Origin of the sequence: Actinocatenispora thailandica (genome assembly GCF_016865425.1) — a bacterium.
Lineage (GTDB): Bacteria > Actinomycetota > Actinomycetes > Mycobacteriales > Micromonosporaceae > Actinocatenispora > Actinocatenispora thailandica.
The window spans coordinates 6,652,510-6,675,261 of record NZ_AP023355.1 but is presented as its reverse complement, the minus strand read 5'-3'; the positions used below and the strand labels follow the sequence as shown (position 1 = coordinate 6,675,261).

The following is a 22,752-nucleotide window of genomic DNA, read 5'->3' as shown; positions in this document are numbered from 1 at the left end:
AGGGCGCGATGAGGCTCGGCCGCATCATTCGCCACCAGTCCCGAGCGGAACGCGAACTGGCCAAACGTAGCATCGCAACGACGCACAGCGGATCCCCGCGCGAACAGAGCGCACCGAGAGACTGACCCGCGTGCAGTCGTGCAGGCCCCTGGCCGATCTCATAACGAGCCACGGACCTGCACGACCGGCCGGCGTGGCGTGGTCAGCTCGTGACGGGCGCCGGGGCGAGCTGTGCTGGGTGACGGCTTCCGTGCCGAGGAAGCACGGTGAAGGTGGGGACGAATGCGCCGATAAACAGCACCGATTCGGCGAGGATCACCGCGACGAGGACTGCACATATCGCGTCGGGGGGTATCTGGCCCGCTAGAGGGATGCTCACTGCCAGGCGCAGCCTTCAGCGTGATTCGGGTGACGGTGCCGGAGCGTCGGCCGTCTGGAGTTGCCAGACGGCCGCGGGCGGAAGGTTGGCCCACACGGTGCGAGTGGTGATGGCCAACCGCTGCTGATAGTCGTTCATTAGTCGGTCGACGGCGTCGTGGCGGCGTGACTCTCGCCTCGATCCCAGGAGGACCCGGGCATGCCGGGCACCGCGGTAGGCGAAGTAGGTGAGGACGCCGCCGGGGTGCAGCAGCTGCTGGTACTTGTCCATGATCCGTTCGACCTGGTGCGGGCTGAAGTTCTTCATCGGTAGACCGGAGATGATCACGTCATACCGGTCGGCGGGCGCGAACTGCTCGATCGAGTCCTGATGTATCTGGACCTGGTGTGGCAGAGCCGCCAACCGGGGATGAGCGTCCACCAGCCGCCGCAGTCGGGCGGCGAAACGCCGATTGCTTTCCACGACGTCGAGGCGGCTTCCTGCCGACAGGACATCGATCAGGACCCGAGTGACCGAACCGGTCCCCGCGCCGACCTCCAAAACGGACAGAGGCCGGGAAGCCTGAGCGCGTACCGGTTGCGTCAACGCCCATGACAGTGCCTTGCCGCTGGGTGCGATGGCACCGGTTGTGCGCAGGTCTCGCGCCGCCTCGCGCACGAACATCCACCCGTCACGGAACGCAGATGGATCGCGTGGGGTCAGGTCAACATCGTTCATGCCCTCGACGCTAGGAACGGCTGGTTCCTACGGAATCAGCCGATTTTCGGTGAACCGCGCCGACCAAAGTAGGGGGTGGGCGTGGCAGAACGGCGCTCGATGTAGCTACCGGGCCGGTGTCTAGGCTCGCCGGGTGAACGCACGTGGCAGTATCCGGCGGACGGCGATCGGTCGCGGTGTCCTGGTGGTTGTGCTGACCCTGTCCGCCGTGCAGAACAGCTCCTCAACCTTCACCGGCCGCTACGCGACCCCGGCGTCGGCTGCGGCCCTGCTGTGCGGCGTGGCGCTGCTGGTGCCGAGGGTGCCCTGGCCCGTGGCCCCCGCGCTGGGCACCGCCGCGGCAGGCTGGTGGGGATGGCCGCTGCTTCCGTTGCTGCTGCTGGCACTGTTCGACCTGTCCGCTCGCCGCCGCGCTTGGCTGGCCGCGGGCTGCGCTGTGCTGGCGCTGGCAGCCAACATCGTGACCCGTCCTGCCAGCTCGCTGTGGACACCGCAACCGTACGGTTCGAGCCTGTTTCTGATCATGGTGGTCGTCGTCGGCCTGTGGATTGGCAAACGTCGTCAGCTTGTCGCCGACCTCAACCTGGAGGTTGACCACCTTCGCCTTGAACGACAGTTGCGGGAGCAGGCCGCCAGGGCCGCGGAGCGCGCCCACATCGCAGCCGAAATGCATGACGTGTTGGCCCACCGGCTCAGTCTCATTGCCCTGCACAGCGGTGCCCTGGCCGCACGATCGGCCTCCCTGCCGGACTCGATCACCAGCCGACTCACCGTGCTGCGCACCACCTCCACAGAAGCGTTGGCGGATCTACGAGACGTGCTCGGCGCGCTGCGTGACCCCGACGCCGACCGATCCCACGCACCCGTCCTGCGCGACGTCGGAGAGGTGATCGAACAAGCACGGACCGGAGGCCAGCAGATTCAGGCATGCGTGCGCGGAGTGCCGGACCAGGTGCCCGCGGCGCACCAACTCGCCGTCTACCGGCTGGTCCAGGAAGCGCTCACCAACGCCAGAAAGCACGCCCACGGCGCGCCTGTCGACGTGCACATCGATTACCTTCCCCCGGACGCCAGCGTCCTGGTCACCAACCAGGCCGGCCGCGCCGGCATCCCCGCGGTCTCGAGCGGCTTCGGCCTGGTGGGTCTACGAGAACGGGTCACCGCGTTGGGAGGGACGCTGCAGGTCGGCCCGGCCGGCCAGGGCACCTGGCGCCTGTCGGCGAGCCTTCCCCAACACCACGACAGCGAGCACGAGGACACACCATGATCCGAACCATGATCGTCGACGACGATGCGCTGGTACGCCTCGGACTGGCTGACCTGCTCACCACCGACGACGGCATCGATGTCATCGCCCAGGCTGCCGATGGACTCGCGGCGATCGAACAGGCCACCCTGCACCGCGTCGACGTCGCACTAGTCGACGTGCGGATGCCACGCATGGACGGGATCACGGCGATCACGCAGCTACGTGCCCTCGCGCATCCACCACGAGTCATCACGTTGACCACCTTCGACCTCGACGAGTACGTCTACGACGCCCTCGCCGCCGGCGCCGACGGCTTCCTCCTCAAAGACACCGACCCCAGCGAGATACTCCGCGCCGTGCACCTCGTCGCTGCCGGATCCGCGATGCTGCACCCCCGCGCCGCGCGCCGCGTCATCGATCGCTACCACCACAAAAGCCAACCCAAGACCGCAGCAGCCCGGGAGCGGATCGCGCGCCTCACCCCCCGCGAGCGCGACGTACTGACCCTGGTGGCCACCGGACTCGCCAACAACGACATCGCAGCGCGACTCGGCATGCGGGACGCCACCGTCAAGGCCCATGTCAGCCGCATCCTGAGCACCCTCGGCGTTACCAACCGCGTGCAGGCTGCGCTCCTCGCTGTTGATGCCCACATCGACAGCTGACCGATGTCACGGCATCACCAGTCGCGGAGCCTGGTGCGTCCAGGCGTGGGCGCTGCGGATGCCCGGCGACGCCCAGGCCCCGGCGCCCGCTGCCGGCCACCCGTTCCGGACCGACGACACTCTTCACCGGGCTCGGCCAGCTCTACCCGAAGCATGACGCCCTCACGCCACAGGCACAGTCTGCTGCTTGCACTGGCCGACCGTCCAGCAAAGGGTTACCGGAGGCCGTGGACAAGTCCAGTGAAGCCGCCCGTCGAACCTTCGGTGTACGACCAGTTCCGACCGGACAGGCAACTCGGCAACCCGACTGAAATGGTCAGGTCTGGTGGGGGAAGTCGATCGACAGTCGACGTGCGAAGTAGTCCAGCAGGGAGCTGGCCTCCGGCATCTCGGGGTGGGGTCGGTCAGCCGGCGGGCTCGAACCGGGTGTCCCGCAGATACTCGACGATCGGTTCCAACGGCGTGCCGTGCCGGAGGGCGAGGGACGTGACGATCGAGAGCTTCGGCCAGGCCAGCGCATGCTGGGGCGGGTGTCTCGGCGGGAAGGATCATTCGTGGCGGAGTTGGAGACGGCGGCGGAGGTTGCTGCTGGGCAGGCAGCTGGCCCGGCGGTCGGGTTGGATGTGGGAGCCAGTTCGGCATGCAGCGTCTCGGTGCTTCTTCGGACGGCGCAGCTTCGAGGCGTTGTAGAGGAACGCCACACTCCATGATCACCGATTGTCGTACGGTCCGCGGCGGGTATCGGCGTGATCGCGCGAAGCATCCGCGACCTGGGCGATCTCGGACCCGGGCATCGATGACTCAGGGAGAGTCGTGGGCGGGCTCTGTCGTCGGAGGCCGCGTGGCTGCCCAGCTGGCGAGGAGTTTGAGCCGCTCTTCGGATGCGGTGCCGGGTTCGGCGGTGTAGGTGACCAGGTCGTGTACGGCTCGGGGGACAGGGGCAGGTCGAGGGACTGGAAGGTCAGTTCCAGGTGGCCGACGTCGGGGTGCTGGAGTCGTTTGATGCCGTTGTGGCGAACCAGGACGTCGTGCGCGGCCCACCGGTCGCGGAACTCGGGGCTGAGGGTGCACAGCTCGCCGATGAGTGCGCGCAGCGCCCGGTCGTAGGGTTCGCGCCCGGCTTCTGCGCGCAGGAGGGCCGCGGTGGCATTGCCGGCGGCGTCCCAATCGACGAAGAAGTCGTGTGCGCCGGGGTCGAGGAAGATGTAGCGGGTGATGTTGGGGCGGCCGCGCCGATCGACGGTGGTGCTGGCGAACATCGGCGCGTACAGTGCGCGGGCCAGGGCGTTGCTGGCGACGACGTCCGTGCGGCCGTTGCGTACGAAGGCCGAGGACATCGTCATGGAGTCCAGCAGCCACCGCACCGGGGGCGGGACGTCGGCGTCCCGGCGGCGAGATGGCGTGCGGCTCGCGGGCCGTGCTGACCGGGCCAGGTCGAACAGGTAGGTCCGTTCGTCGTCGTCCAGTCGCAGGGCGCGAGCGACCGCGTCGAGGACGTCGTCGGACACGCCACCGATGTGCCCTTTCTCCAGCCGCGTGTACCACTCCGTGCTCACGCCGGCGAGGGCGGCGACCTCTTCACGCCGCAGGCCGGCGACCCGGCGACGGCCGCCGGGTGGCAGGCCGACCTGCGCTGGGGTGATCTTGGCGCGCCGGCTGGCAAGAAAGTCCCGGATCTCGTCGCGGTTGCCGGACTGCTGGTCCATGTCGTTCACCGTAACCGCTGGTCACAGCGCAAAGGGGGTGGAGCCTGTACCCCCTATGAACGCGACCTTCTCCGGTGGCGCCGATCGCGGTCTGCTGCATGCGACGAACACGCAACGGAGGTAGCGGACATCATGACGAGCACGACGCTCACCGCGCCGGCGGTGGCACTGGGGACGTGGGCCTGGGGAGACAGCGGCGAAGCGGGCGACGGCCATTTCGGCAGTCAGCTGACCGCGGCCGGCCGGCGAGAGATCGTGGCGAAGGCGCAGTCGTACGGGTTCACCTTGTGGGACACCGCCGCGGTGTACGGCATGGGCCGCGCCGAGACGGTCCTCGGCCAGGCGCTGAACGGCCACGCCCGCGGCGGGTACCAACTGTCGACGAAGTTCACCCCGCAAATCGCGGGCGACGGCGACGATCCGGTCGCGGACATGCTCCAGCGCAGCCTCGTCCGGATGGGCACGGACCAGGTGGATCTGTACTGGATCCACAACCCCGCCGACGTGGCCCGCTGGACGCCGCTTCTGGTACCGCTGCTGCGCAGCGGCCGGATCAAGCATGTCGGCGTCTCGAACCATAATCTGGCGGAGATCACTCTCGCCGATCGGATCCTCGGCGACGCCGGCTTCCGCGTGGAGGCGGTCCAGAACCACTACAGCCTGCTGTACCGAGGTTCCGAGCGAGCGGGCATCATCGATCACTGCCGCCAGCACGACGTGCGGTTCTTCTCCTACATGGTCCTCGAGCAGGGGGCGCTGACCGGCAGATACGGCCCGGCCCATCCGTTGCCGGCGGGCAGCAGCCGGGCGGCCGCGTACAACGGCATCCTGCCCCAGTTGCAGGCGCTGACGGACAGGATGCGGGCGGTCGGCGAGGACCGAGGCGCGTCCGCTGCCGAGGTCGCCACCGCCTGGGCCATCGCCAAGGGGACCACCCCGATCATCGGCGTGACGAAGCCGGAGCACATCGACGGGCTGACCCGAGCCCTGGACATCGAGCTCGCCGACGACGAGATCGCGGAGCTGGAGGCGCTGGCGGACGCCGCGGACGTCGACACGCGTGGCAGCTGGGAGCAGGACATCTAGGAGAGGCAGCGTCGGAGGCGACCCTGCTCCGCCGAACGCCGAACGCCGAACGCCGAACGCCGAACGCCGAACGCCCGACGGCCAACGCCCAACGGCCAACGGCCGACGGCCGACGGCCATCGACTTCGTGGTCGAGGTCGACCGCGTCCGACTCGACGAGATCGTCCGGCGGGTGCGGGGCGCCTGCGTGAGCCCCGGGCCGTGGACGGGGCGTTGGCTGGTGGCGCCGACCGGTCAGCCGGCCGTACCGCTGGAGCCGCCGGTCGGGGAGCGCCGTCCGTCGTGGTGGGACGGGCGGTAGTTGTAGTAGGCGAGGAACATGTCGACCCCGGAGTCGATCAACCGTTCGGTGGTGTGGTTGTCGAGGCGGGCTCCGTAGGCGCTGTGGATCAGGTGTGGGTAGAGCACCAGCGAGGAGAACTGGATGATGGCGACGTCGATGTCGGGCATGGTCAGCCGCCCGGCGTCGATGAGTCGTTGGAACGCCGCGGCCAGCGCGGGTCGGGCCCGGCCGGGGCCGTGCTCGCCCCAGGCGGAGCCGAGGTCGGGGAAGCGCCGGACCTCGCTGACGACCAGGTGACGTAGCGCGAGCATGTCCGGCCGGGCCATGCTGTCGACCCAGGCGCGGCCGGTCCAGCGCAGCGCCGCGGCGAGGTCGTCGGAGTTGGCCAGCCGTTGGGCGGTACCGGCCACCACGTCGCCGAGTGCCTCCTCCATCGCGTCGCCGATGACGGCGATGAACAGGGCTTCCTTGCTGCCGTAGTGGTTGTAGACGGTGACCTTGGAGACGCCCGCCGCGGCGGCGATGGCGTCCATCCCGATGTCGAAGCCGTCGCGCACGAACGCGGCGCGTGCCGCCTTGACGATCGCCTGCCGCTTGCGGGCGGCCCGGTCGCCGCTCGGCGCCCGCGCCGTGGTGGGCGCTGGTCGCGGTGTTGATGTCATCGACGCTCCCTCGTCCGGGCGAAGCCTAGCACGAACTGAACTGAACTGTTGAGTTCATATGTACTGTCCAGTACAGTTCAGATCGATCGCCGGCTGACGTGCCGGCGCCTGACGGGAAGGGTTTGGTCATGGCCAGCATCCTCGGCATCTCGGGCAGCCTGCGCGCCGGCTCGTACAACGGTCTGCTGCTTGCGTCCGCGCGCAAACTGCAGCCCGGTGGCCTCGACATCGGCGTCTACTCCGGGTTGCCGGACCTGCCGCCCTACCAGCGCGACCTCGACGTGCCCGAACTCTGGCCCGCTCCGGTCGTCGACCTGCGCCGGCGCATCCAGGACGCCGACGGGCTGCTGATCGCCACCCCCGAGTACAACTACGGTGTCCCCGGGGTGCTCAAGAACGCTCTGGACTGGGCGAGCACCGACTGGACCGGCGACGCCGGTCTCCCGCTGCGACGCAAACCGATCGCGATCATGGGCGCCTCGTCAACCCGGTTCGGTACCGTCCGTGCCCAACTCGCGCTGCGCCAGGTGTTCGTCTGGACCGACAGCGACGTGATCGGCAAACCGGAAGTGATGGTCTCGCACGCGCACGAACGGTTCGACGAGGCCGGCAACCTGACCGACGAGACCACCGCCGGGCTGCTGGAAGACCTGCTCGACGCGCTCGCCGCCCGGATCGCGGCCACCGGAGCCCGGGCGTGAACGGCACCGTCGCGGCCGGGTACGAGCCGGTGCGGGAACAGTTCGCCGCGGTCGTCGCCGCCGAGCCCGGCCTCGGCGCCCAGCTCGCCGTGTACCGGTACGGCCGGCTGGTGGTCGACCTGTCGGCGGGCATGGCTGCCGATGCGCTGACCGCGCTGTACTCGACCGCCAAGGGCGCCGCGCATCTGGTCGTCGCGTGGCTGGTCCAGCACGGGGCGCTCGACCTGGACCGGACCGTGTCGTCGTACTGGCCGCAGTTCACCGGTGAGGGCAAGGAGGAACTGACCCTGCGCGACCTGCTCGCGCACCGTTCCGGGGTCATCGGCGTGGACGGCGGACTGCGTACCGAGGAGTTGGCCGACGACCGGGTGCTGGCCGACCGGCTCGCATCGCAGCGCCCGTACTGGCGGCCCGGCCGCGCCTACGGCTACCACGCGTTCGTCATCGGTGCGCTCACCGGCGAGGTGGTGCGCCGCGCCACCGGCCACACGATCCAGCAGCACTACCAGCGGCAGCTGCGAGCACCGTTCGGGCTGGACTTCCATCTGGGGCTGCCGGCGACCGAGGAGCCGCGGTACGTGCCGGTCCAGCCGGCGACCGAGTCGCGGCCCGGCGCCGGGTCGGACCCGACGAGCCTGACCGCGATCGCCTTCAACCAGCACGCCACGCCACCCACCGACCTGGTCGAGTACGGGAACACCCGGTTGGTGCGGGCACTCGGGCCGGCGTCCTCCGGTGGAGTCGGCTCGGCGCGGGGGCTCGCCGGGCTCTACGCGGCGGCGGTCACCGGGCTGGACGGCCGGCCGGCCCTGCTGCACGAGCAGACCGTCGCACGTTTCGCGCGGGTGCACAGCCACGGCACGGACCTGGTCACCGGCGAGCGGGACCACTTCGCGCTCGGCTTCGAGGCGCAGCCGCAGCGGTACCCGTTCCTCGGCGCCCGCACACTGGGGCACAGCGGCGCGATCGGCGCGCACGGGTTCGCCGACGCCGAGCTGGGCCTCGCGTACGGCTACACCCGTCGGCGCTTCGTCGCCGGGGGCGGTGGCGGCGCGCCGGAGAACCAGCGACTCGCCCTGGCGGCCGTCCACGCGGCCCGGCGCGCCGACCGCGGCCAGCGGTAACCGGTTCTTGGCCCGGCTCCGGGTGTCTCGCCGGCGAGCGCCCGGGGCCGACGGCGGCCGACTCCTGACCCTGTGCCCGCGGGGACACCCACCTGGCGAGGCACGTTGCGGCAGTCGCCGCACCCACCTGGGTCAGGACGTGGGGTCGCCCGTTTCCTGGATTCCGCCGAGCTTTTCCGGGTTGACCTGGAAGCGGATGTTCTCGATGCGGCCCTCGTGAATGTCGTAGGTCAACGCGCCGATCCGGTAGTCGCCGACGACACCGACGATGCTGGCTTCGCCGTTGACCACCGCCGGTTCCAGCCGGACATCGGCGGAGGTCGGTTTGGCCATCACGCCGAGCAGCCAGCGGGCCACGTGGTCGGGGCCGTACAGCGGGCGGCGGGCGGCGGTGACGATGCCGCCGCCGTCGTTCCACAGGGTCACGTCGGGGGCGAGTAGTGCCATCAGGGCGTTGAGGTCGCCGCCGTGGCAGGCGGCGATGAACTTCTCGGTGATCTCGCTGCGCGCCGCATCGTCGGCGTCGAACCGGGGGCGGCGGGCCTGCACGTGCGATCGGGCACGGCGAGCGATCTGGCGGACGGTGGCCTCCGGGCGATCGAGGAAGCCACCGATGTCGGCGTGCGAGAAGCCGAACACCTCGCGTAACACGAATACGGCTCGCTCCGTGGGACTCAGCGTTTCGAGGACGACGAGCATTGCCGTCGACACGGTATCGGCCATCTCGGTCTCCTCGGCGGCATTTGGGGCGGTGACGAGCGGTTCGGGAAGCCATGGGCCGATGTACGTTTCGCGCTTCGCTCGGGCGGAGGTGAGGCGGTTGAGGGCGAGGTTGGTGACCGTACGCACCAGGTAGGCCTTGGGATGGGCCACCGAACCGTGGTCCACGGAGTCCCATTTCAGCCACGCTTCCTGCAGGATGTCCTCGGCGTCGGCGACGCTGCCCAGCAAGTTGTAGGCGGTGCCGAAGAGCAGCCGACGATGTTCGACGAACGTGTCGACCGAGGCGCCGTTCGGCTCGGCCGCCGGCGACGGCTGATGGTCACTGTGGTCCTGCACGGCTGTCATCCTCACCGGTCTGCGCTTCCGCTGAGCCCGGGCGGGGCCGGTGGGCCGGGTGGTCCGCCGGCTCGGCTCGGGCTCGGATCATCCTGCCGTCCGGCGGGTCGCTCGGCCACCCTTGGACAGCTGCACCGGCAGCTGCACGTACCGGGTCAGCTTCGCGGCCACCGGCGGGGTGCTGCTGACCTGCTCCTTGTAGATGGCCGCGGCCTTGCCCGTGAGGTACCAGCGCCTGGGGGTGTCGTCGGCCCTGGTGAACTGGATGACCGCGTCCCGACGACCCAGGCTCACCGGCTGGTGGAAGTAGCCGAAGCGCAACGGCTTCACCTTCTTCCCGCGCAGCTGCCGGGCGATGACGGTGGCCGTGTAGTCGGCGGTGACCACCCCGCTCTGGCAGGTGCCGTGCAGCCGGCCCCACGCCTGCCGTACCAGGGCGGCGTCGCCGATGGCGTGGATCTCCGGATGCGACACCGAACGCAGTGTCGGATCGGTGATCACCAGCCCGTTCTCGTCGGTCTGGATGCCGGCCTCGGCGGCGAGCGGGGACACCCGCACGCCGGTGGTCCACAGGGTCAGATCCGACTGCCGGAGTTCGCCGTTGTCCAGCCGCACGGCGTCGGGCAGCACCTTGGTGACCTTCACCCCGACCACGCGCACCACACCCAGCCGGTCCAGTACGCGGTTCAGGTGGCCGCGGGCCTTCTCGCCCATCATGGACCCGGGTTCGGTAGCGCTGACCAGTGTGACGGACACCCCGGATGCGCCTCGGCGATCTCGGCGGCAGCTTCGATTCCGGTGAGCCCGCCGCCGCACACGGTGACCGCACCGCCGGCGGCGGCGATCTCGGGCAACCGTTGCGCGAAGTGGTGTGCCGTCCGCGGATCGTCGAGGGTCCAGGCGTGGTCCGCCGCGCCGGGGACGCGGCTGGTGTCGGTGGTGCTGCCGAGGGCATAGACCAGCCGGTCGTACCGCAGGATCGTGCCGTCATCGAGGACGACGCTGCGGGCGGCGGGATCGATGGCGGTGGCGGCGGCCTGGCGGAACTCCACCCCGGTGCCCGCCAGCAGTTCCGGGATCTGGAAGTCGGTCAGTTCCTGCCCCGCGGCGACCTGGTGCATGCGCAGCCGCTCGACGAAGCGGGGGGAGGGGTTCACCAACGTGATCCGGGTGTTCAGCTTGCGGGTGTGCCGGGCCAGCCGGGCGGTGGCGATCAGGCCGGCGTAACCGGCGCCGAGGACGATGATCTCGTGGCTGGTGGTGGTCATGTCGTGCTCCCTGCGCGGCTCGTTCGTCGAGGTCGGCCATGGGACAGGGCAGCCTGGACGGACGTGACAGGCGCATGTTGTGTCCTGAGTCACACTCCGCGGGTCTGGTGCCGGGCCACGGAGCCGCCCCAGCGCTTCGCTGTTCGCCGCCACGAGCGGCCGATCTGCTTCGCCGGGCGGCGCGCCGCTGTCGCGTCCGCCGAACGTCCTGATGCCTCCGGCGTCGCGGGTCGGATGGCGACTCGCGACGCCGGAGGCCCACCGCACCGGTCGAACGGTCCGCGCGGTCACCTCGCCGCAGCCCGAAGCAGGCCCCAGCCCGAACCCCAGCCCGAACCACAGCCCGAAGCAGGCCCCCAAGCCGAACCCGAAGCCCAGCCCGAAGCCGAGCCCGCTTCGGGCTCGGGTTTCGCGGCGGGGGCCGCTCAGCGGCCGAGAGCGTTCTGCAACTGCTTCTTGGTCATCTTGGAGCGGCCCTTGATGTTGCGCTTCTTCGCATCGTTGTACAGCTGGGCCTTGGTCGGTCCGCCGCTCGGGCCGTAGCCGCGCCCGGAGCGGCGCCCACCGCGCTCCTGGGGAGATTCGTCACGAAGCGACACGTCACTGGCTTGATCGGCCTTACCCGAGCGGGCGCGGTTCTTGTTGACCGTGCGCGCCGCGATCTCCTCGGCGCGGCCCGTGCTCGCGCCGCGATCCAACTGCGAGGACTTGATCTCCTCGTACTGCCTGTTCGACTTCTTGTCCCAGTCCTGGCTGCGTGGATCACGACGCTGCCTGCGAGCTGTCTGCCGTGGCATGACAGCCTCCTTCCTGAGTGGATCAGCGTCCGAGTTTCCGTTCCTGGCCTACCCAGCGGCGGCGCCGTGACACGTTGCCGACGCCCGGGTGGGCGTGGCGGCCCGCGTCGGCTCGGCGGATTCGTGCGTGGCAGGCATGTCGGTGCCCGACCGGGTAACAGTCAGGGGGTGGCCGGCGACCGGCTGCCCGCGCACCGGACCGCAGCTGGTACGTGCCGGACCGGTCGGCACTGCCTGCCAGGCAGCGGACGGCGCGGTGAAGGAGGTACCGCGATGGCACGGCCGATCTGGTCGGGGACGCTGTCCTTCGGCCTGGTGAACCCGTACGGCGAGCGCGGTGCCGAACTCGTCGAGGCGAAACGGCCCGGCTCGGAGGTGGTCGCCGAGTCCGCGCCGCCGGCGGACACGAAGGTCGTCGAGCTGATGTCCGCGCTGCGGGCCAGCGTCGAACGTTCCGGCGGCGAGCGCCGGTCCGGTCGGGGGCGCGGGGGCACCGGCGGCGACCGCCGTGCCAACGGCCGCAACCGATCGTCCGAACGCGGCGATGGCGACCGGTCGGGGCGGCGGGAGACCACCAAGGGCGGGAGCCGGTGTCGCTCCGGCCGATCCGGCGGCCGTCGTAGCGCACCGCGCGGCGGTGCCGGCGGAGGCCGTGACGAGCTGTCTGCACTCAAGACCGACGAGCCGCGCAAGCTGGCCCGGGAGCTGGACGTTCCAGGCAGGTCCACGATGCGTCACGACGAGCTGGTTTCCGCCGTCGGAAGGCGCAGCGGAGGGCGTCATGACGGCGCCCGCCTGCCAGGACTGAGGACGAGGGCCCCGAAGACGAGGACCGCGACGACGAGGAGGAGCCGCGGCGCCGCTCCCGGGACGACGAGTACGACGAGGACGAGGAGTACGACGACGAACGGTGACCGGCGACGGGAGGCGGCGTTGAGCGGGTCACCCGGCCACGGGGCGACGCCCTCCTCCCCATGAGCGGGCCACGACCGGCGGTCCAGCTCGCCCGGCAGCCTGCCGGAGCGGCGGCACGGCATCGACGGTCGCGGTGGAACGCTCAGCCGTGGCGAGTGACGGAGCCCCGGTGATCACGGTCGCGGCGCTTGCGGCCCGGGGACGTCGCCGGGGACGCGCCGGTCCCTCCGGCAGACCCGCCCGAGTCACCGGGGGTGGGGTCGGGCGAGGTCGGGTCGAGACGGTCGATCAGCTGCCGGCTCCAGGCACGGATCGCCGCCGCCTGGTCGGGCGAGAGCGGGTCGAGGGCGAGGCGCCGGATGGTGTGCGCATGTCCGCTGATCGCGCGCTGCACGACGTCCCGGCCGTCCCCGGTCAGTCCGATGCCGGTGCGGCGGCCGGCGGCGCCGGACTCGGTGCGGTCGAGCAGTCCGCGCCGCTCCATGCGGGTGAGCTGGTGCGCCACCCGGCTCTTGTCCCAGCCGAGGGAGTCGGCGAGTTCGGTGACGCGTAGCCGGTTGCCCGGTGCCCGGTGGAGGGTCACGAGGACGCTGAACTCGGCCTTCGAGATCCCGAAGTCACGCTGCAGGGTGCGGTCGACCTCGCCGGCCAGCAGGCGTTGCGCCGTCATCCACCTGTCCCAGAACTCCCATTCCTCGGGGGACAGCGCTGCCGATCGGGCCATCCGGCAATCGTACCGACACTCAAGTTGACACGCCAACTTCGCGCGCTAGAGTTGTCACATCAACTTTTGCGAGAGGAAGGCTGCCGCAGATGGGAGAAGTCGTCGCGGTCGTCGGCGGCGGTTACGCCGGGACGCTGGTCGCGAAGGAGCTCGATGGTGACGCGCAGGTCGTACTCGTCGACCCCCGCGACACGTTCGTCAACGTGGCGGGCTCGTTGCGGGCGCTGGCCCGGCCCGACTGGGCACACCACGTGTTCTTCCCGTACCGGGCCCTGCTGGCGCGCGGCCGGGTGCTCCGAGACCTGGCCGCGTCGGTGGACGCCGGGGGTGTCACGCTCGCCGGCGGCGGTCGGCTGGACGCCGACTACCTGGTCCTCGCGACCGGATCGAGCTACTCGTATCCGGCGCGGCCCCGGCAGGCGGCCACGAGCGCGGCGCAGGCCCTGGCCGAGCTGCGCGCCACCCACGACCAGCTCGCGCGCGCCGAGCGCGTGCTGATCCTCGGCGCCGGCCCGGTCGGGTTGGAGCTGGCCGGCGAGATCCGCGAGGCCTGGCCGCACAAGGGCATCGTGGTGGTCGATCCCGCCGCCGAGATCCTGCCCGGCTTCCTGCCCGAGGTGCGCCGGGAGCTACGCCGCCAGCTCGACGCGCTCGGCATCGAGCTGAGACTCGGTACGGCGCTGGACGGCCTGCCACCCTTCGAGGACGGTACGGCCGGCACCTTCACCGTGTCGACCACCGGCGGCGAGAAGATCACCGCCGACATCTGGTTCCGCAGCTTCGGGGCCCGCGTCAACACCGGCTACCTCGCGGACGGAAAGCTGGTCGCGCTCACCGACCGTGCGACGGTCCCGGTCGACGAGCATCTCGCCGTGCGCGGGCACCGGCACGTGTACGCGGTGGGCGACATCGCCGACCTGCCCGACGCCAAGATGGCGACCCACGCCCAGACGCAGGCGTTGGTGGTCGTGGAGAACGTTCGCGCCCAACTGCGCGGCGAGCCACCCCGATCCGGGTACCAGCCGGCCCGCACGCGCAGGATCCTGCTGCCCCTCGGTACCCGCGGGGGCGTCGGCCAGATGCCGGACCAGGACGGGCTCCCGGTCGCTGCCCCGCTCGACACCGTGATCCGGCGCAAGGGGACGGACCTGTTCACCGCCCGGTTCGCGGAACGGTTCGGGCACCAGGTGGAGTGAGATTCGGACCCGACGTGCTCCAGGGCCTGACCCGGCGTGCTCCAGGGCCGGACGCGACGTGCTCCAGGGTCTGACGCGACGTGCTCCGGGGACCCGACGTCGTCCTCCGTTCCGGGCGATCGGCGATCCACGCCTTGCCAGATTGTCGGACAATATGACAACCTGATCCGAGCAAGCGCGCTTCCGGCCGCAGCGTCCACGCGGCGGGGCCGCGCGGCTCGCCGACGGGTACGGCGCGGCCAGAGACTCGAGCGTGGGAGGACTGGTGAGGTGACGAGCCCGATCTCCGGCCTCGGTGCGAGCATCCAACGACAGAGCACCGCCGAGCAGGCCACCGAAGCCATCCGGCAGGCGATCCTCTGCGGCCGGCTGCCGCCGGGCACTCCGCTGCGTGAAGCCTCCCTGGCCGCGGAGCTCGGCATCTCCCGCAGCACGCTGCGCGAGGCCGCGCGGATTCTCGAAAGCGAGAGCCTGGTCCGCTACCAGATGAACCGCGGCGTCGTCGTCGCGGACATCACCGGGTCGGATGTCGCCGACATCTATGCCGCCCGCGCTGCCGTGGAACTGGTCGCGGTCGACGCCCTCACCGAGCACCGGGACCCGGTGATCTACCAGAACCTGGCCGGCCTGGTCGACCGGATAGAGCGCGCTTTCGAGAACGGCGACACGATCGAGGCGCTCGACGGCGACCGGCTCTTCCACGCCACCCTGGTCGCGGCCACCGGCAGTCCCCGGCTGCGCCGCTTCCACGGGCAGCTCCAGCAGGAACAGCGCCTCGCCCTGGCCCTGGCCGAGCGCTCCCGCCGTGAACTCGGCCGCACCGTGGACGACCACCGTCAGCTGCTCGACGCGCTGCACCGCAGCCCCGAGCAAGCCAGGGCCGAACTCACCGCCCACCTGGGCGCCGGCGCCGCCGAACTGCAACGGCTGCTCGACCTGCTCGCCGACCGAAAAGAGAGGGACAGCTGATGGCTGACCGCGGTACCGACAGCGCCTGGGACCTGATCGTCACGCCCTGGCACCTCGACGAGCAGGTGCCGGCGTTCCCGATCCCCGCCACCGCCACCCGAGTTCCCTGCCCGGACCTGCCCGCCGGCTCCGTCGCCGCCCGGATGAGCCGGTTGCACCGGGCCGCCTTCGACGCGGTGACCCCGGCTGCCCGGCCCCTGGTGCTCTCCGGCGACTGTCCGACCACCCGCGCGGCGGTCGCCGCGCTGCAGCGCCGCCATCGTGACCTGGCCGTACTGTGGCTGGACGCGCACGGTGACTTCAACACCCCGGCCATCTCGACCAGCGGCTACCTCGGGGGCATGGCACTGGCCATGCTGACCGGCCGGACACCGGGCCTGTTCGACGACACCCTCGACCTGCGCCCCGTCCCGGACACCAGCGTCGTGCTCGCGGACGCCCGCGACCTCGACCCCGCCGAGCGCGACGCCCTCACCGTCAGCCACGTCCGCCGCGTGCCCGCCGACCCCGCAGCGGTGGCCGCCGCCCTCGACGAACTCGGCCCCACCCCCGTCTACCTGCACCTGGACATCGACGTCATCGACGGCGCCCAGCTACCCGGCGCGCGGTTCCCCGCCGGCCCCGGGCCGTCCCTCACCCGGATCGAGGACTGCCTGGCCGCCGCCTGCGCCACCGCCGACATCGCCGCCGCCTACCTCGCCTGCGCCTGGCTCCCCGAGCACGTCGACGACCGCGCCACCCGGCAGACCATCGGCCGCCTCACTGCAGCGCTCGGCGCCAACCCGGTATGGCCCGAACGCGCGACCGGCTCCGTACTCCGCACGGCACCCGACGGGGTGCGGTGACCGCCGTCGATCCCGGGGAGCCCGGCATCCCGCCGTCCGGCACCCCGCCGTCCCGGCTGGCCCAGCGGTGGACGAGCCGCCCGGCTTTGCGCGTGCCGATGGCGGTGTGGGGCGGCGGTTCGTGGGCCCGGGATGATCAATCGGCGAGCAGCGCGCACAGGTTCTCGCCGCGGTCGGTACGGGTGTAGACGACGCTGCGGCCGGCGCGGGCCCGGGAGACGGCGCCGGCGTCGCGCAGCACGGCGAGGTGGGTGCTGACGGTGCCCAGCGACACGCCGAGGACCTGCGCGAGCTGGCTGCTGGTCGCCGGGGCGGCGAGTTCGCGCAGGACGCGGGCGCGCCCGCGGCCCAGCAGGGTCGCCAGCGGGTCGCCGGCCGCGGTGTCGGGCTCGGCCGCGGGGCCGCGGGCCGGGTACACCAGGGCGTACTGGTGCGGCCGTTCGCAGGTCCAGGAGCCGCGCCCGGTGGTGTGCGGGACGAAGATCAGCCCCTCGTCGGTGATCAGCCGGTCCGGATAGTCCTGGTCGGAGAAGCGGATCGCGTCCCGGCCGACCCAGACCGACCGGCGGGTCATGCCCCGCACCGCCTGCTGCCAGCCGTACGCGGCGAGCACGCCGGCCCGGTGCGCCACGTCGCGTTCCAGCACCGCGCGGCGCCGCGCCCAGTCCGGTGCGACGAACCGCTGCCAGCCCTGCTCGAACACCGCGGCGATCCGGCCGGCCAGCCCGGAACCGGCGAGCCACCCGGTGTCCTGCGGCTCCCAGCTCGCCGCGATCGCGTCCGGCATCATCGCGCGTACCGCGGCGTCGGAGTGCCCGGCGACGTCGGCGAGTTCGTCGGCCAGGCGGGTGTGCATGCCGCCGGCCGGCGGCGGCGCGACCAGATCCGGCAGCCACTTGGTCGCGGCGAGCAGTGACAGCAGGCCGGCGGCGAACTCGTCGACGGCCAGCCAGGACCGGTATGCCGGCTGGTTGTCGGCCTGCCAGCGGGCCAGCCACGGCTCGGCGTACCCGCGGTGCAGCGCCACCAGGGCACCCATCGTCTCCGCCAGTGGCGAGAGCGCGAACCGGCACCGCGCCAGGGCGGTCGGGGTGAGCCGCAGCAGCGTCACGTCCGGGCTCCGGCGTTCGCCTGCCTGCGCAACGTTCCTCCCGTACCCGGCCGGCCCGACCGTGCCGGCAGCATGGTTGCGAATTTCGTCGCAAGGATAGCGGGCCGCGCGCGCACTCCGGAGCCTCGGTACGTGCTCATCACCCTCAAGTCGCTCCTGGTCCCGCCGTTCCGCCCGTTCTTCCTCGGCCGGTTGGTCAGCCAGCTCGGCAGCGCGATGGCCCCGGTGGCGCTCGCCTTCGGGTACTGAACGCCTCCGGGCACGCGGGCGATCTCGGCGTCGTGCTCGCCGCCGAGATCGCCCCGCAGCTGCTGTTGCTCCTGGTCGGCGGCGCCGTGGCGGACCGCTTCTCGCGCCGCGCGGTGCTGATCGCCGCCAACCTCGGGGCCGGGCTCACCCAGGGCACGGTGGCGCTCGTACTGCTCACCGGGCACTACAGCCTGCCGCTGGTGGTCGGGCTGGAACTGGGCAACGGGGCGATGGCGGCGTTCGCCTCCCCCGCGCTGCGGGGCGTGGTACCCGAACTGGTGCCCGCGGACGACCTGCAGCGCGCCAACTCGGTACTCGCCTCGACCCGCAACGCCACCCGCATCCTCGGCCCCACCGCGGCCGGCCTGATCGTCGTCGGCTTCGGCGGCGGCTGGGCGATCGCCGTGGACGCGCTGAGCTACCTTGCCGCCACCGGCTTCCTCGCCCGCCTGCCCCGCCGTACCGGGCGGATGCCCAGCATGCGCAGCCACCTGCTGTCCGACATCCGGCACGGGTGGCGGGAGTTCCGCTCGATCCGCTGGGTGTCCACCGTCGCGCTGTCCTACTGCGTGATCAACCTGGTCAACGTGGGTCCGTGGCAGATCCTCGGACCGACCCTGACCAGGTCGCGCAGCGGCGAGGCCGCCTGGGGCATGGTGCTCAGCGTCCGGGCGGTCGGCCTGCTGGTGATGAGCGTGCTGATGTACCGGCTGGTCTTCCGGCGACCGCTGCGCGCCGGGCGGCTGGCCGGGGCGCTGCCGGCGCTGCCGCTGCTCGCGCTCGGCCTGGGTGCGGGCGCGCCGGCGTTGGCGGCCTGCGCGTTCGTCGGCGCGCTGGGCCTGACGGTCTCCGGCGTCACCTGGGACACCGCCATCCAGCAGCACGTCCCGCGGGAGGTGCTGTCCCGCGTCTCGTCCTACGACGACCTGCTGTCGTACGCGGCGATTCCGGTCGGCCAGTTGCTCGTCGGGCCGGCCGCGGCGTACTGGGGCGGTGCGCACGTCGCCCTGGCCTGCGGCATCGCCTACCTCGCCGCCGCACTCGCCCCGCTACTGGTGCGGTCGGTCCGACAGCTGCCCAACGCCGCCGCGAGGCGGGAACAGCCGGCCCGGGTGTGAGCCGCCGGCCAGCAGCACCGGTTCAGGGCCGGACCGGCCCGCGGTACGGCAGCGGCTGGCTGTACACCACGCTGGTGGTGGTGCTGCCCAGCCCGGCCAGCTCGTCCATCAGCGACTCCAGGTGCCCCATCGAGGTCGCGGCGACCTTCAGCGTGTAGCAGTCGTCGCCGGTGGTCCGCAGGCACTCCAGGATCTCCCGCCGCTCGGCGAGCAGCTGGCGCAGCGGCTGGTGATGGTTGCCCGGGTACTTCAGCCGCACCACGGCCAGCACCGGGTAGCCGACCTTCGACAGGTCGACCACCGCCCGGTAGCCGGTGAGCACGCCCGACGCCTCCAGGTTGCGGACCCGTTCCGCGGTGGCCGAGGACCCCAGCTTCACCCGCCGCCCCAGCTCGCTGAGCGAGAGGCGGGCGTTGCACTGCAACTGGTCGACGATCGCCCAGTCGATGTCATCGAGGTTCGCGGTCATCTGGCGAATTTACCGGGAAAACCGTGGTGAAGACAGGCCCCGACCGCGAAATGGTCATTCCCCATCGATGGAACTCCGGCTAATCTCTGGCCATGCAACTCGGCGTCAACGTACCGAACTTCGGCCCCGGCACCGATCCCGGCGTGCTGCGCGACTGGGCCCGGATCGTGGAGGGCCTCGGCTTCGACCTGCTCATGGTGTCCGACCACGTGGCCCTCACAGCCGACGTCGCCGAGCGCTACCCGGAGCCGTTCTACGAGCCGTTCACCACGCTGTCCTGGCTGGCCGGTGCGACCACCAGGCTGCGGCTCGGCACGACCGTACTGGTCCTGCCCTACCGGCACCCGCTGCTGGTCACCCGGATGGCCACCAACCTGCACCAGCTCAGCGGCGGCCGGTTCGTACTCGGGGTCGGCGTCGGCTGGGCCCGCCAGGAGTTCGCCGCGCTCGGCCTCCCCTTCACCTCCCGGGGCAGGCTGACCGACGACCACCTCGCCGCGCTGCGCGACACCTGGCCGCAGACGGCCGGCGGCCACGGCACGCCGGTACCGATCTGGGTCGGTGGCCACAGCGAGGCGGCCCTCCGGCGGGCCGCCCGGTACGGCGACGCCTGGCACCCGCTGCGCCTGCCCATCGAGCGGATGCGGTCGGTTCTGGACACCCACCCGCTGCCCGGATTCGCACCCCGGATCGCGCTGCGGCTGACCGGCACGCCGATCCACGATCCCGACCGGCCCGCCGGGGTCGGCAGCATCGAGCAGATCATGGCCGACCTCGACGACCTTCGCCGGCTCGGCGCCGGCACCGTCGTGCTCGACCCGTACCACGGGGATCCGGCGGAGACCCACCACCCGCAGGCCGCCTGGCAGGCGCTCGCCGCCGTGGCCACCCACCGGAAGGCGGCACGATGATCAGTACGACCGACGAGACGCTGCTGCGCCGGGCGATCGACATCGCCACCCGCGCCATCGAACTCGGCGACGCACCCTACGGCTCCCTGTTGGCGGGCCCGGACGGCACGATCCTGGTCGAAGCGCACAACACGGTGCGGCGGGACGACGACATCACCGCCCACCCGGAGCTGAAACTCGCCCGATGGGCCGCCCGGGAACTCGACGCCGACACCGCCGCCCGCACCACCATGTACACCAGCTGCCAGCCCTGCGGGATGTGCACCGGTGGCATCGACCGCTCCGGGCTGGGCCGGGTCGTCTACGCGCTGTCCACCGCTCAACTCGTCGACCTCAACCCGGGTTCCGCGCGACCGGGGGTGCCGCAGGACGGTCCCGCGTTGTTCGAAGTGGCGCGACTGCCCATCGAGGAGTACCACCGGCCGCCCGCCCCGCGCCGCGACTGAACTGCCGTCCCGGCACGGCTGACGGGCAGCGCAACGGCACCGTGCCCATCTGCCGGGCATCGCCCCACCGGCCGGCGCACGACGAGCCGGCCGATGCGGACTGCGACAACCCGCGCGATCAGGTTCGGCACTCGCAAGCGGAGTGGCCGGAACTGGCAGGAAGCAGACGGTGACAGCTTCTCACCTTGCCGGCAACGGGTTCGCTGGGAAGACTTCTCGCGGCGGGCGCTCCGCCGGTATGGAGCCTGTCGCGGTCGCGTGCTGGCCCGCTGCGGGCGCCCGGCGGAACGGCGGTCGGCCCGCTGCCTCGCTCGTGCTGGAAGGGGGTCGGTGTGGCTCGGTTGCGACTGATCGAATACCGCTGGCCGAGGCACGCACGGGTGGCCACGATCGTGGTGACCCTGGTCGGGGCCGCCGCGCTGGTGGTGTCGGCTTTCCTGCTGGCGACGATCGACGAGCACAACGGCCCGATGTGCGGCCAGTTCCGGATGCGTCCCGGCGACGAGTGCTACCTCGGTGGGTCGGGCTCGCCGGCCAGCTACTCGGACGTCGCGAGCGCGCCGGGCATCCCGCCGTTCCTGTTCGCGGGCGCGGTGATGCTGGTCGTCTGGTTGGTGCTGCACGTCCGCCGGCAGAACCGGCCGACCGCTGGCGAGATCCGCGACTTCGAGAAGTACGTCGTGCGGCGGCGGGGTGAGCTGCCGGAGCACCACGCGTCGTCGCCCGACTGGCAGCGGCGCTGGCCGACCCTGCCGCAGTTGCAGGCGCGGTTCGAGCGCAGGGTCCAGCGCGAGCGCAAGCGGAAGGGCATCCGTACCGCCGGGCCGGGGGCGTGACGCAGCGCCCGCCCGGTTCGACACGCGGTGCGGTGACCCTGGTGCCGCCCGGCCCGTCCTGGTTGCCTGGGCCGCGGTGATCGCGGTGCGGCCCGCGCCGAAGTGCGGCGTCGCCCACCCGACGGCCCCGCCGGTACGTTCTGGACCGCGCCGACCGCTCAGTTCGTGGCTCGGGCGGTGTCCGTACCGGGTGAGGGCGAGCGGGAGGAGTCTGATGGGCAGCGATGCGATCACCCGGGCGCGGGGTGGGGACAGCGTGGCGTTCCGCGAGCTGGTGCAGCCGTACCGGCGGGAGCTGCAGGTGCACTGCTACCGGATGCTCGGATCCGTCCAGGACGCCGAGGACGCGGTGCAGGAGACGCTGCTGGGCGCCTGGCAGGGGTTCCCGGCGTTCGAGGAGCGGGCCTCGATCCGAACCTGGCTGCACCGTATCGCCACCAACCGGTGCCTGAACATGCTCCGCTCGGCGAGGCGGCGCCCGGCTCGGGAGTGGGACGCCCGCGAGATGCGGCTGCCGGCGCCGACCCGGCCGACCGAGGTCGGGTGGCTCGAACCCTTCCCCGATGCCCTCCTGGAAGGTGCCGCCGACCTACCGCTCGGGCCGGAAGCCCGGTACGAGCGGACCGAGGCCATCTCGTTGGCGTTCGTCACCGCGTTGCAGCTGCTGCCCGCGCGGCAGCGGGCGGTGCTGATCCTGCGTGACGTGCTCGGGTTCCACGCCGACGAGGTGGCGGCGATGCTCGGCGCGACGGTCGCGTCGGTCACCAGCGCGCTCCGGCGGGCCCGGGCGAGCCTGCGGCAGCGGACGCCGGCCGGCGGCGAGCCGGCTCCCGCGCCCGGGTCGCCGGCCGAGCACGAGCTGGTGGCGCGGTTCGTCCGCGCCTTCGAGGCCAGTGACGTCGACGCGCTGGTCGCGTTGCTCACCGACGACGTGCGGGTGTCCATGCCCCCGGTCCCGCTGGAGTACCAGGGGATCGGCGCGGTGCGGCGGTTCTACGCGGCCGTCCTGCCGCAGCGCGCCTACCATCTGGTACCGACGCGGGCGAACGGGCAGCCGGCGTTCGGGCTGTACCGCCGCTCCGGCGGGGCGACCCGCCGCGGGGAGGGGCTCGTCGTGCTTTCCCTGTCCGGTGCCCGGATCGGTGCGCTGACCCGCTTCGACGGCGGCCTGCTGAGCTGGTTCGGGCTGCCGCGTTCGCTTCCCCGGTGAGTGACCGGCGTGGCCGGCAGCGGCGTCGCCGCCGGCCACGCCCGGGCCGGACCGCCC

23 protein-coding genes are annotated in these 22,752 nt (G+C 71.8%); 13 read left to right on the top strand and 10 right to left on the bottom strand.

Annotation, left to right across the window (positions count from 1 at the left end; all coding sequences use genetic code 11):
* Positions 1-394 precede the first annotated feature (394 nt).
* Positions 395-1,096 carry a class I SAM-dependent methyltransferase gene (locus tag Athai_RS30090; RefSeq protein ID WP_203964609.1) on the bottom strand — a complete coding sequence of 234 codons (702 nt, stop codon included), beginning with the start codon at positions 1,094-1,096 and terminating at the stop codon, positions 395-397.
* 133 nt (positions 1,097-1,229) lie between these two features.
* Here Athai_RS30090 and Athai_RS30085 point away from each other — a divergent pair, with 133 nt between their 5' ends.
* Both Athai_RS30085 and Athai_RS30080 read left to right on the top strand, forming a co-directional pair.
* Entirely contained in the window at positions 1,230-2,363 is a 1,134-nt protein-coding gene (locus tag Athai_RS30085; protein ID WP_203964608.1) for a sensor histidine kinase, read from the top strand.
* 8 nt (positions 2,364-2,371) lie between these two features.
* Positions 2,372-3,010, top strand: a complete 639-nt coding sequence (locus tag Athai_RS30080) for a response regulator (RefSeq protein ID WP_239157260.1) — start codon at positions 2,372-2,374, stop codon at positions 3,008-3,010.
* A gap of 710 nt (positions 3,011-3,720) precedes the next feature.
* Here the strand turns inward: Athai_RS30080 and Athai_RS30075 are convergent.
* The gene (locus Athai_RS30075) at positions 3,721-4,716 is read right to left on the bottom strand and encodes a helix-turn-helix transcriptional regulator (RefSeq protein WP_239157259.1); all 996 of its coding nucleotides are present in this window, start codon (positions 4,714-4,716) and stop codon (positions 3,721-3,723) included.
* 132 nt (positions 4,717-4,848) lie between these two features.
* Here Athai_RS30075 and Athai_RS30070 point away from each other — a divergent pair, with 132 nt between their 5' ends.
* Positions 4,849-5,802, top strand: a complete 954-nt coding sequence (locus Athai_RS30070; protein ID WP_203964606.1) for an aldo/keto reductase — start codon at positions 4,849-4,851, stop codon at positions 5,800-5,802.
* A 234-nt stretch (positions 5,803-6,036) separates the two neighbouring features.
* Here the strand turns inward: Athai_RS30070 and Athai_RS30065 are convergent, their stop codons facing one another.
* Complete coding sequence (locus Athai_RS30065; protein ID WP_203964605.1) at positions 6,037-6,747, bottom strand: TetR/AcrR family transcriptional regulator; 711 nt, start codon at positions 6,745-6,747, stop codon at positions 6,037-6,039.
* A gap of 128 nt (positions 6,748-6,875) precedes the next feature.
* Between Athai_RS30065 and Athai_RS30060 the strand changes: the two genes are divergently transcribed.
* Together Athai_RS30060 and Athai_RS30055 are read left to right on the top strand one after the other, a co-directional pair.
* Positions 6,876-7,448 (top strand): NADPH-dependent FMN reductase, encoded by a 573-nt coding sequence (locus Athai_RS30060; protein ID WP_203964604.1) that lies wholly within the window; start codon positions 6,876-6,878, stop codon positions 7,446-7,448.
* Positions 7,445-8,572, top strand: coding sequence for a serine hydrolase domain-containing protein (locus tag Athai_RS30055; RefSeq protein ID WP_203964603.1), 1,128 nt, complete (start codon positions 7,445-7,447; stop codon positions 8,570-8,572). Before Athai_RS30060 ends, Athai_RS30055 begins: the two co-directional genes overlap by 4 nt.
* A 132-nt stretch (positions 8,573-8,704) precedes the next feature.
* On the opposite strand, the gene Athai_RS30050 is transcribed toward Athai_RS30055, so the two are convergent.
* The 5 genes from Athai_RS30050 to Athai_RS30030 all read right to left on the bottom strand — a co-directional run bounded on the left by Athai_RS30050 (position 8,705) and on the right by Athai_RS30030 (position 13,335).
* On the bottom strand, positions 8,705-9,631 hold the full coding sequence (locus Athai_RS30050; RefSeq protein ID WP_239157258.1) for an RNA polymerase sigma-70 factor: 927 nt from the start codon (positions 9,629-9,631) through the stop codon (positions 8,705-8,707).
* Positions 9,632-9,718: 87 nt separating this feature from the next.
* Entirely contained in the window at positions 9,719-10,348 is a 630-nt protein-coding gene (locus tag Athai_RS34980) for an FAD-dependent oxidoreductase (RefSeq protein WP_275422612.1), read from the bottom strand.
* Positions 10,345-10,899, bottom strand: a complete 555-nt coding sequence (locus tag Athai_RS34975; protein WP_203964600.1) for an FAD-dependent oxidoreductase — start codon at positions 10,897-10,899, stop codon at positions 10,345-10,347. Before Athai_RS34975 ends, Athai_RS34980 begins: the two co-directional genes overlap by 4 nt.
* 425 nt (positions 10,900-11,324) lie before the next feature.
* Complete coding sequence (locus Athai_RS30035) at positions 11,325-11,696, bottom strand: plasmid stabilization protein (protein ID WP_239157257.1); 372 nt, start codon at positions 11,694-11,696, stop codon at positions 11,325-11,327.
* 1,057 nt (positions 11,697-12,753) lie between these two features.
* The gene (locus Athai_RS30030; RefSeq protein WP_203964599.1) at positions 12,754-13,335 is read right to left on the bottom strand and encodes a MarR family winged helix-turn-helix transcriptional regulator; all 582 of its coding nucleotides are present in this window, start codon (positions 13,333-13,335) and stop codon (positions 12,754-12,756) included.
* An 89-nt stretch (positions 13,336-13,424) separates the two neighbouring features.
* Here Athai_RS30030 and Athai_RS30025 point away from each other — a divergent pair, with 89 nt between their 5' ends.
* From Athai_RS30025 to Athai_RS30015, 3 genes are all read left to right on the top strand, one after another.
* The gene (locus Athai_RS30025) at positions 13,425-14,531 is read left to right on the top strand and encodes an NAD(P)/FAD-dependent oxidoreductase (RefSeq protein ID WP_203964598.1); all 1,107 of its coding nucleotides are present in this window, start codon (positions 13,425-13,427) and stop codon (positions 14,529-14,531) included.
* A 270-nt stretch (positions 14,532-14,801) separates the two neighbouring features.
* Positions 14,802-15,500: a GntR family transcriptional regulator gene (locus Athai_RS30020; protein WP_203964597.1), complete on the top strand. Its 699-nt coding sequence runs from the start codon at positions 14,802-14,804 to the stop codon at positions 15,498-15,500.
* A complete protein-coding gene (locus Athai_RS30015) occupies positions 15,500-16,345 on the top strand; it encodes an arginase family protein (protein ID WP_203964596.1) in 846 nt (281 codons plus the stop codon). Before Athai_RS30020 ends, Athai_RS30015 begins: the two co-directional genes overlap by 1 nt.
* 136 nt (positions 16,346-16,481) lie before the next feature.
* Here the strand turns inward: Athai_RS30015 and Athai_RS30010 are convergent, their stop codons facing one another.
* Positions 16,482-17,456, bottom strand: coding sequence for an ArsR/SmtB family transcription factor (locus tag Athai_RS30010; RefSeq protein ID WP_203964595.1), 975 nt, complete (start codon positions 17,454-17,456; stop codon positions 16,482-16,484).
* A 281-nt stretch (positions 17,457-17,737) separates the two neighbouring features.
* On the opposite strand from Athai_RS30010, the gene Athai_RS30005 reads away from it, so the two are divergent.
* Positions 17,738-18,823 (top strand): MFS transporter, encoded by a 1,086-nt coding sequence (locus Athai_RS30005; protein ID WP_203964594.1) that lies wholly within the window; start codon positions 17,738-17,740, stop codon positions 18,821-18,823.
* A 22-nt stretch (positions 18,824-18,845) separates the two neighbouring features.
* Here Athai_RS30005 and Athai_RS30000 read toward each other — a convergent pair whose 3' ends face one another.
* Positions 18,846-19,292, bottom strand: a complete 447-nt coding sequence (locus Athai_RS30000) for an Lrp/AsnC family transcriptional regulator (protein ID WP_203964593.1) — start codon at positions 19,290-19,292, stop codon at positions 18,846-18,848.
* Between the two features lie 92 nt (positions 19,293-19,384).
* Here Athai_RS30000 and Athai_RS29995 point away from each other — a divergent pair, with 92 nt between their 5' ends.
* From Athai_RS29995 to Athai_RS29980, 4 genes are all read left to right on the top strand, one after another.
* A complete protein-coding gene (locus Athai_RS29995) occupies positions 19,385-20,203 on the top strand; it encodes an LLM class flavin-dependent oxidoreductase (RefSeq protein WP_203964592.1) in 819 nt (272 codons plus the stop codon).
* Entirely contained in the window at positions 20,200-20,649 is a 450-nt protein-coding gene (locus Athai_RS29990; protein ID WP_203964591.1) for a nucleoside deaminase, read from the top strand. The genes Athai_RS29995 and Athai_RS29990 overlap by 4 nt, the downstream gene beginning before the upstream one ends.
* Positions 20,650-20,981: 332 nt before the next feature.
* Positions 20,982-21,485 (top strand): hypothetical protein, encoded by a 504-nt coding sequence (locus tag Athai_RS29985; RefSeq protein ID WP_203964590.1) that lies wholly within the window; start codon positions 20,982-20,984, stop codon positions 21,483-21,485.
* A gap of 214 nt (positions 21,486-21,699) precedes the next feature.
* Positions 21,700-22,695: a sigma-70 family RNA polymerase sigma factor gene (locus Athai_RS29980; protein WP_203964589.1), complete on the top strand. Its 996-nt coding sequence runs from the start codon at positions 21,700-21,702 to the stop codon at positions 22,693-22,695.
* Positions 22,696-22,752: the final 57 nt, after the last annotated feature.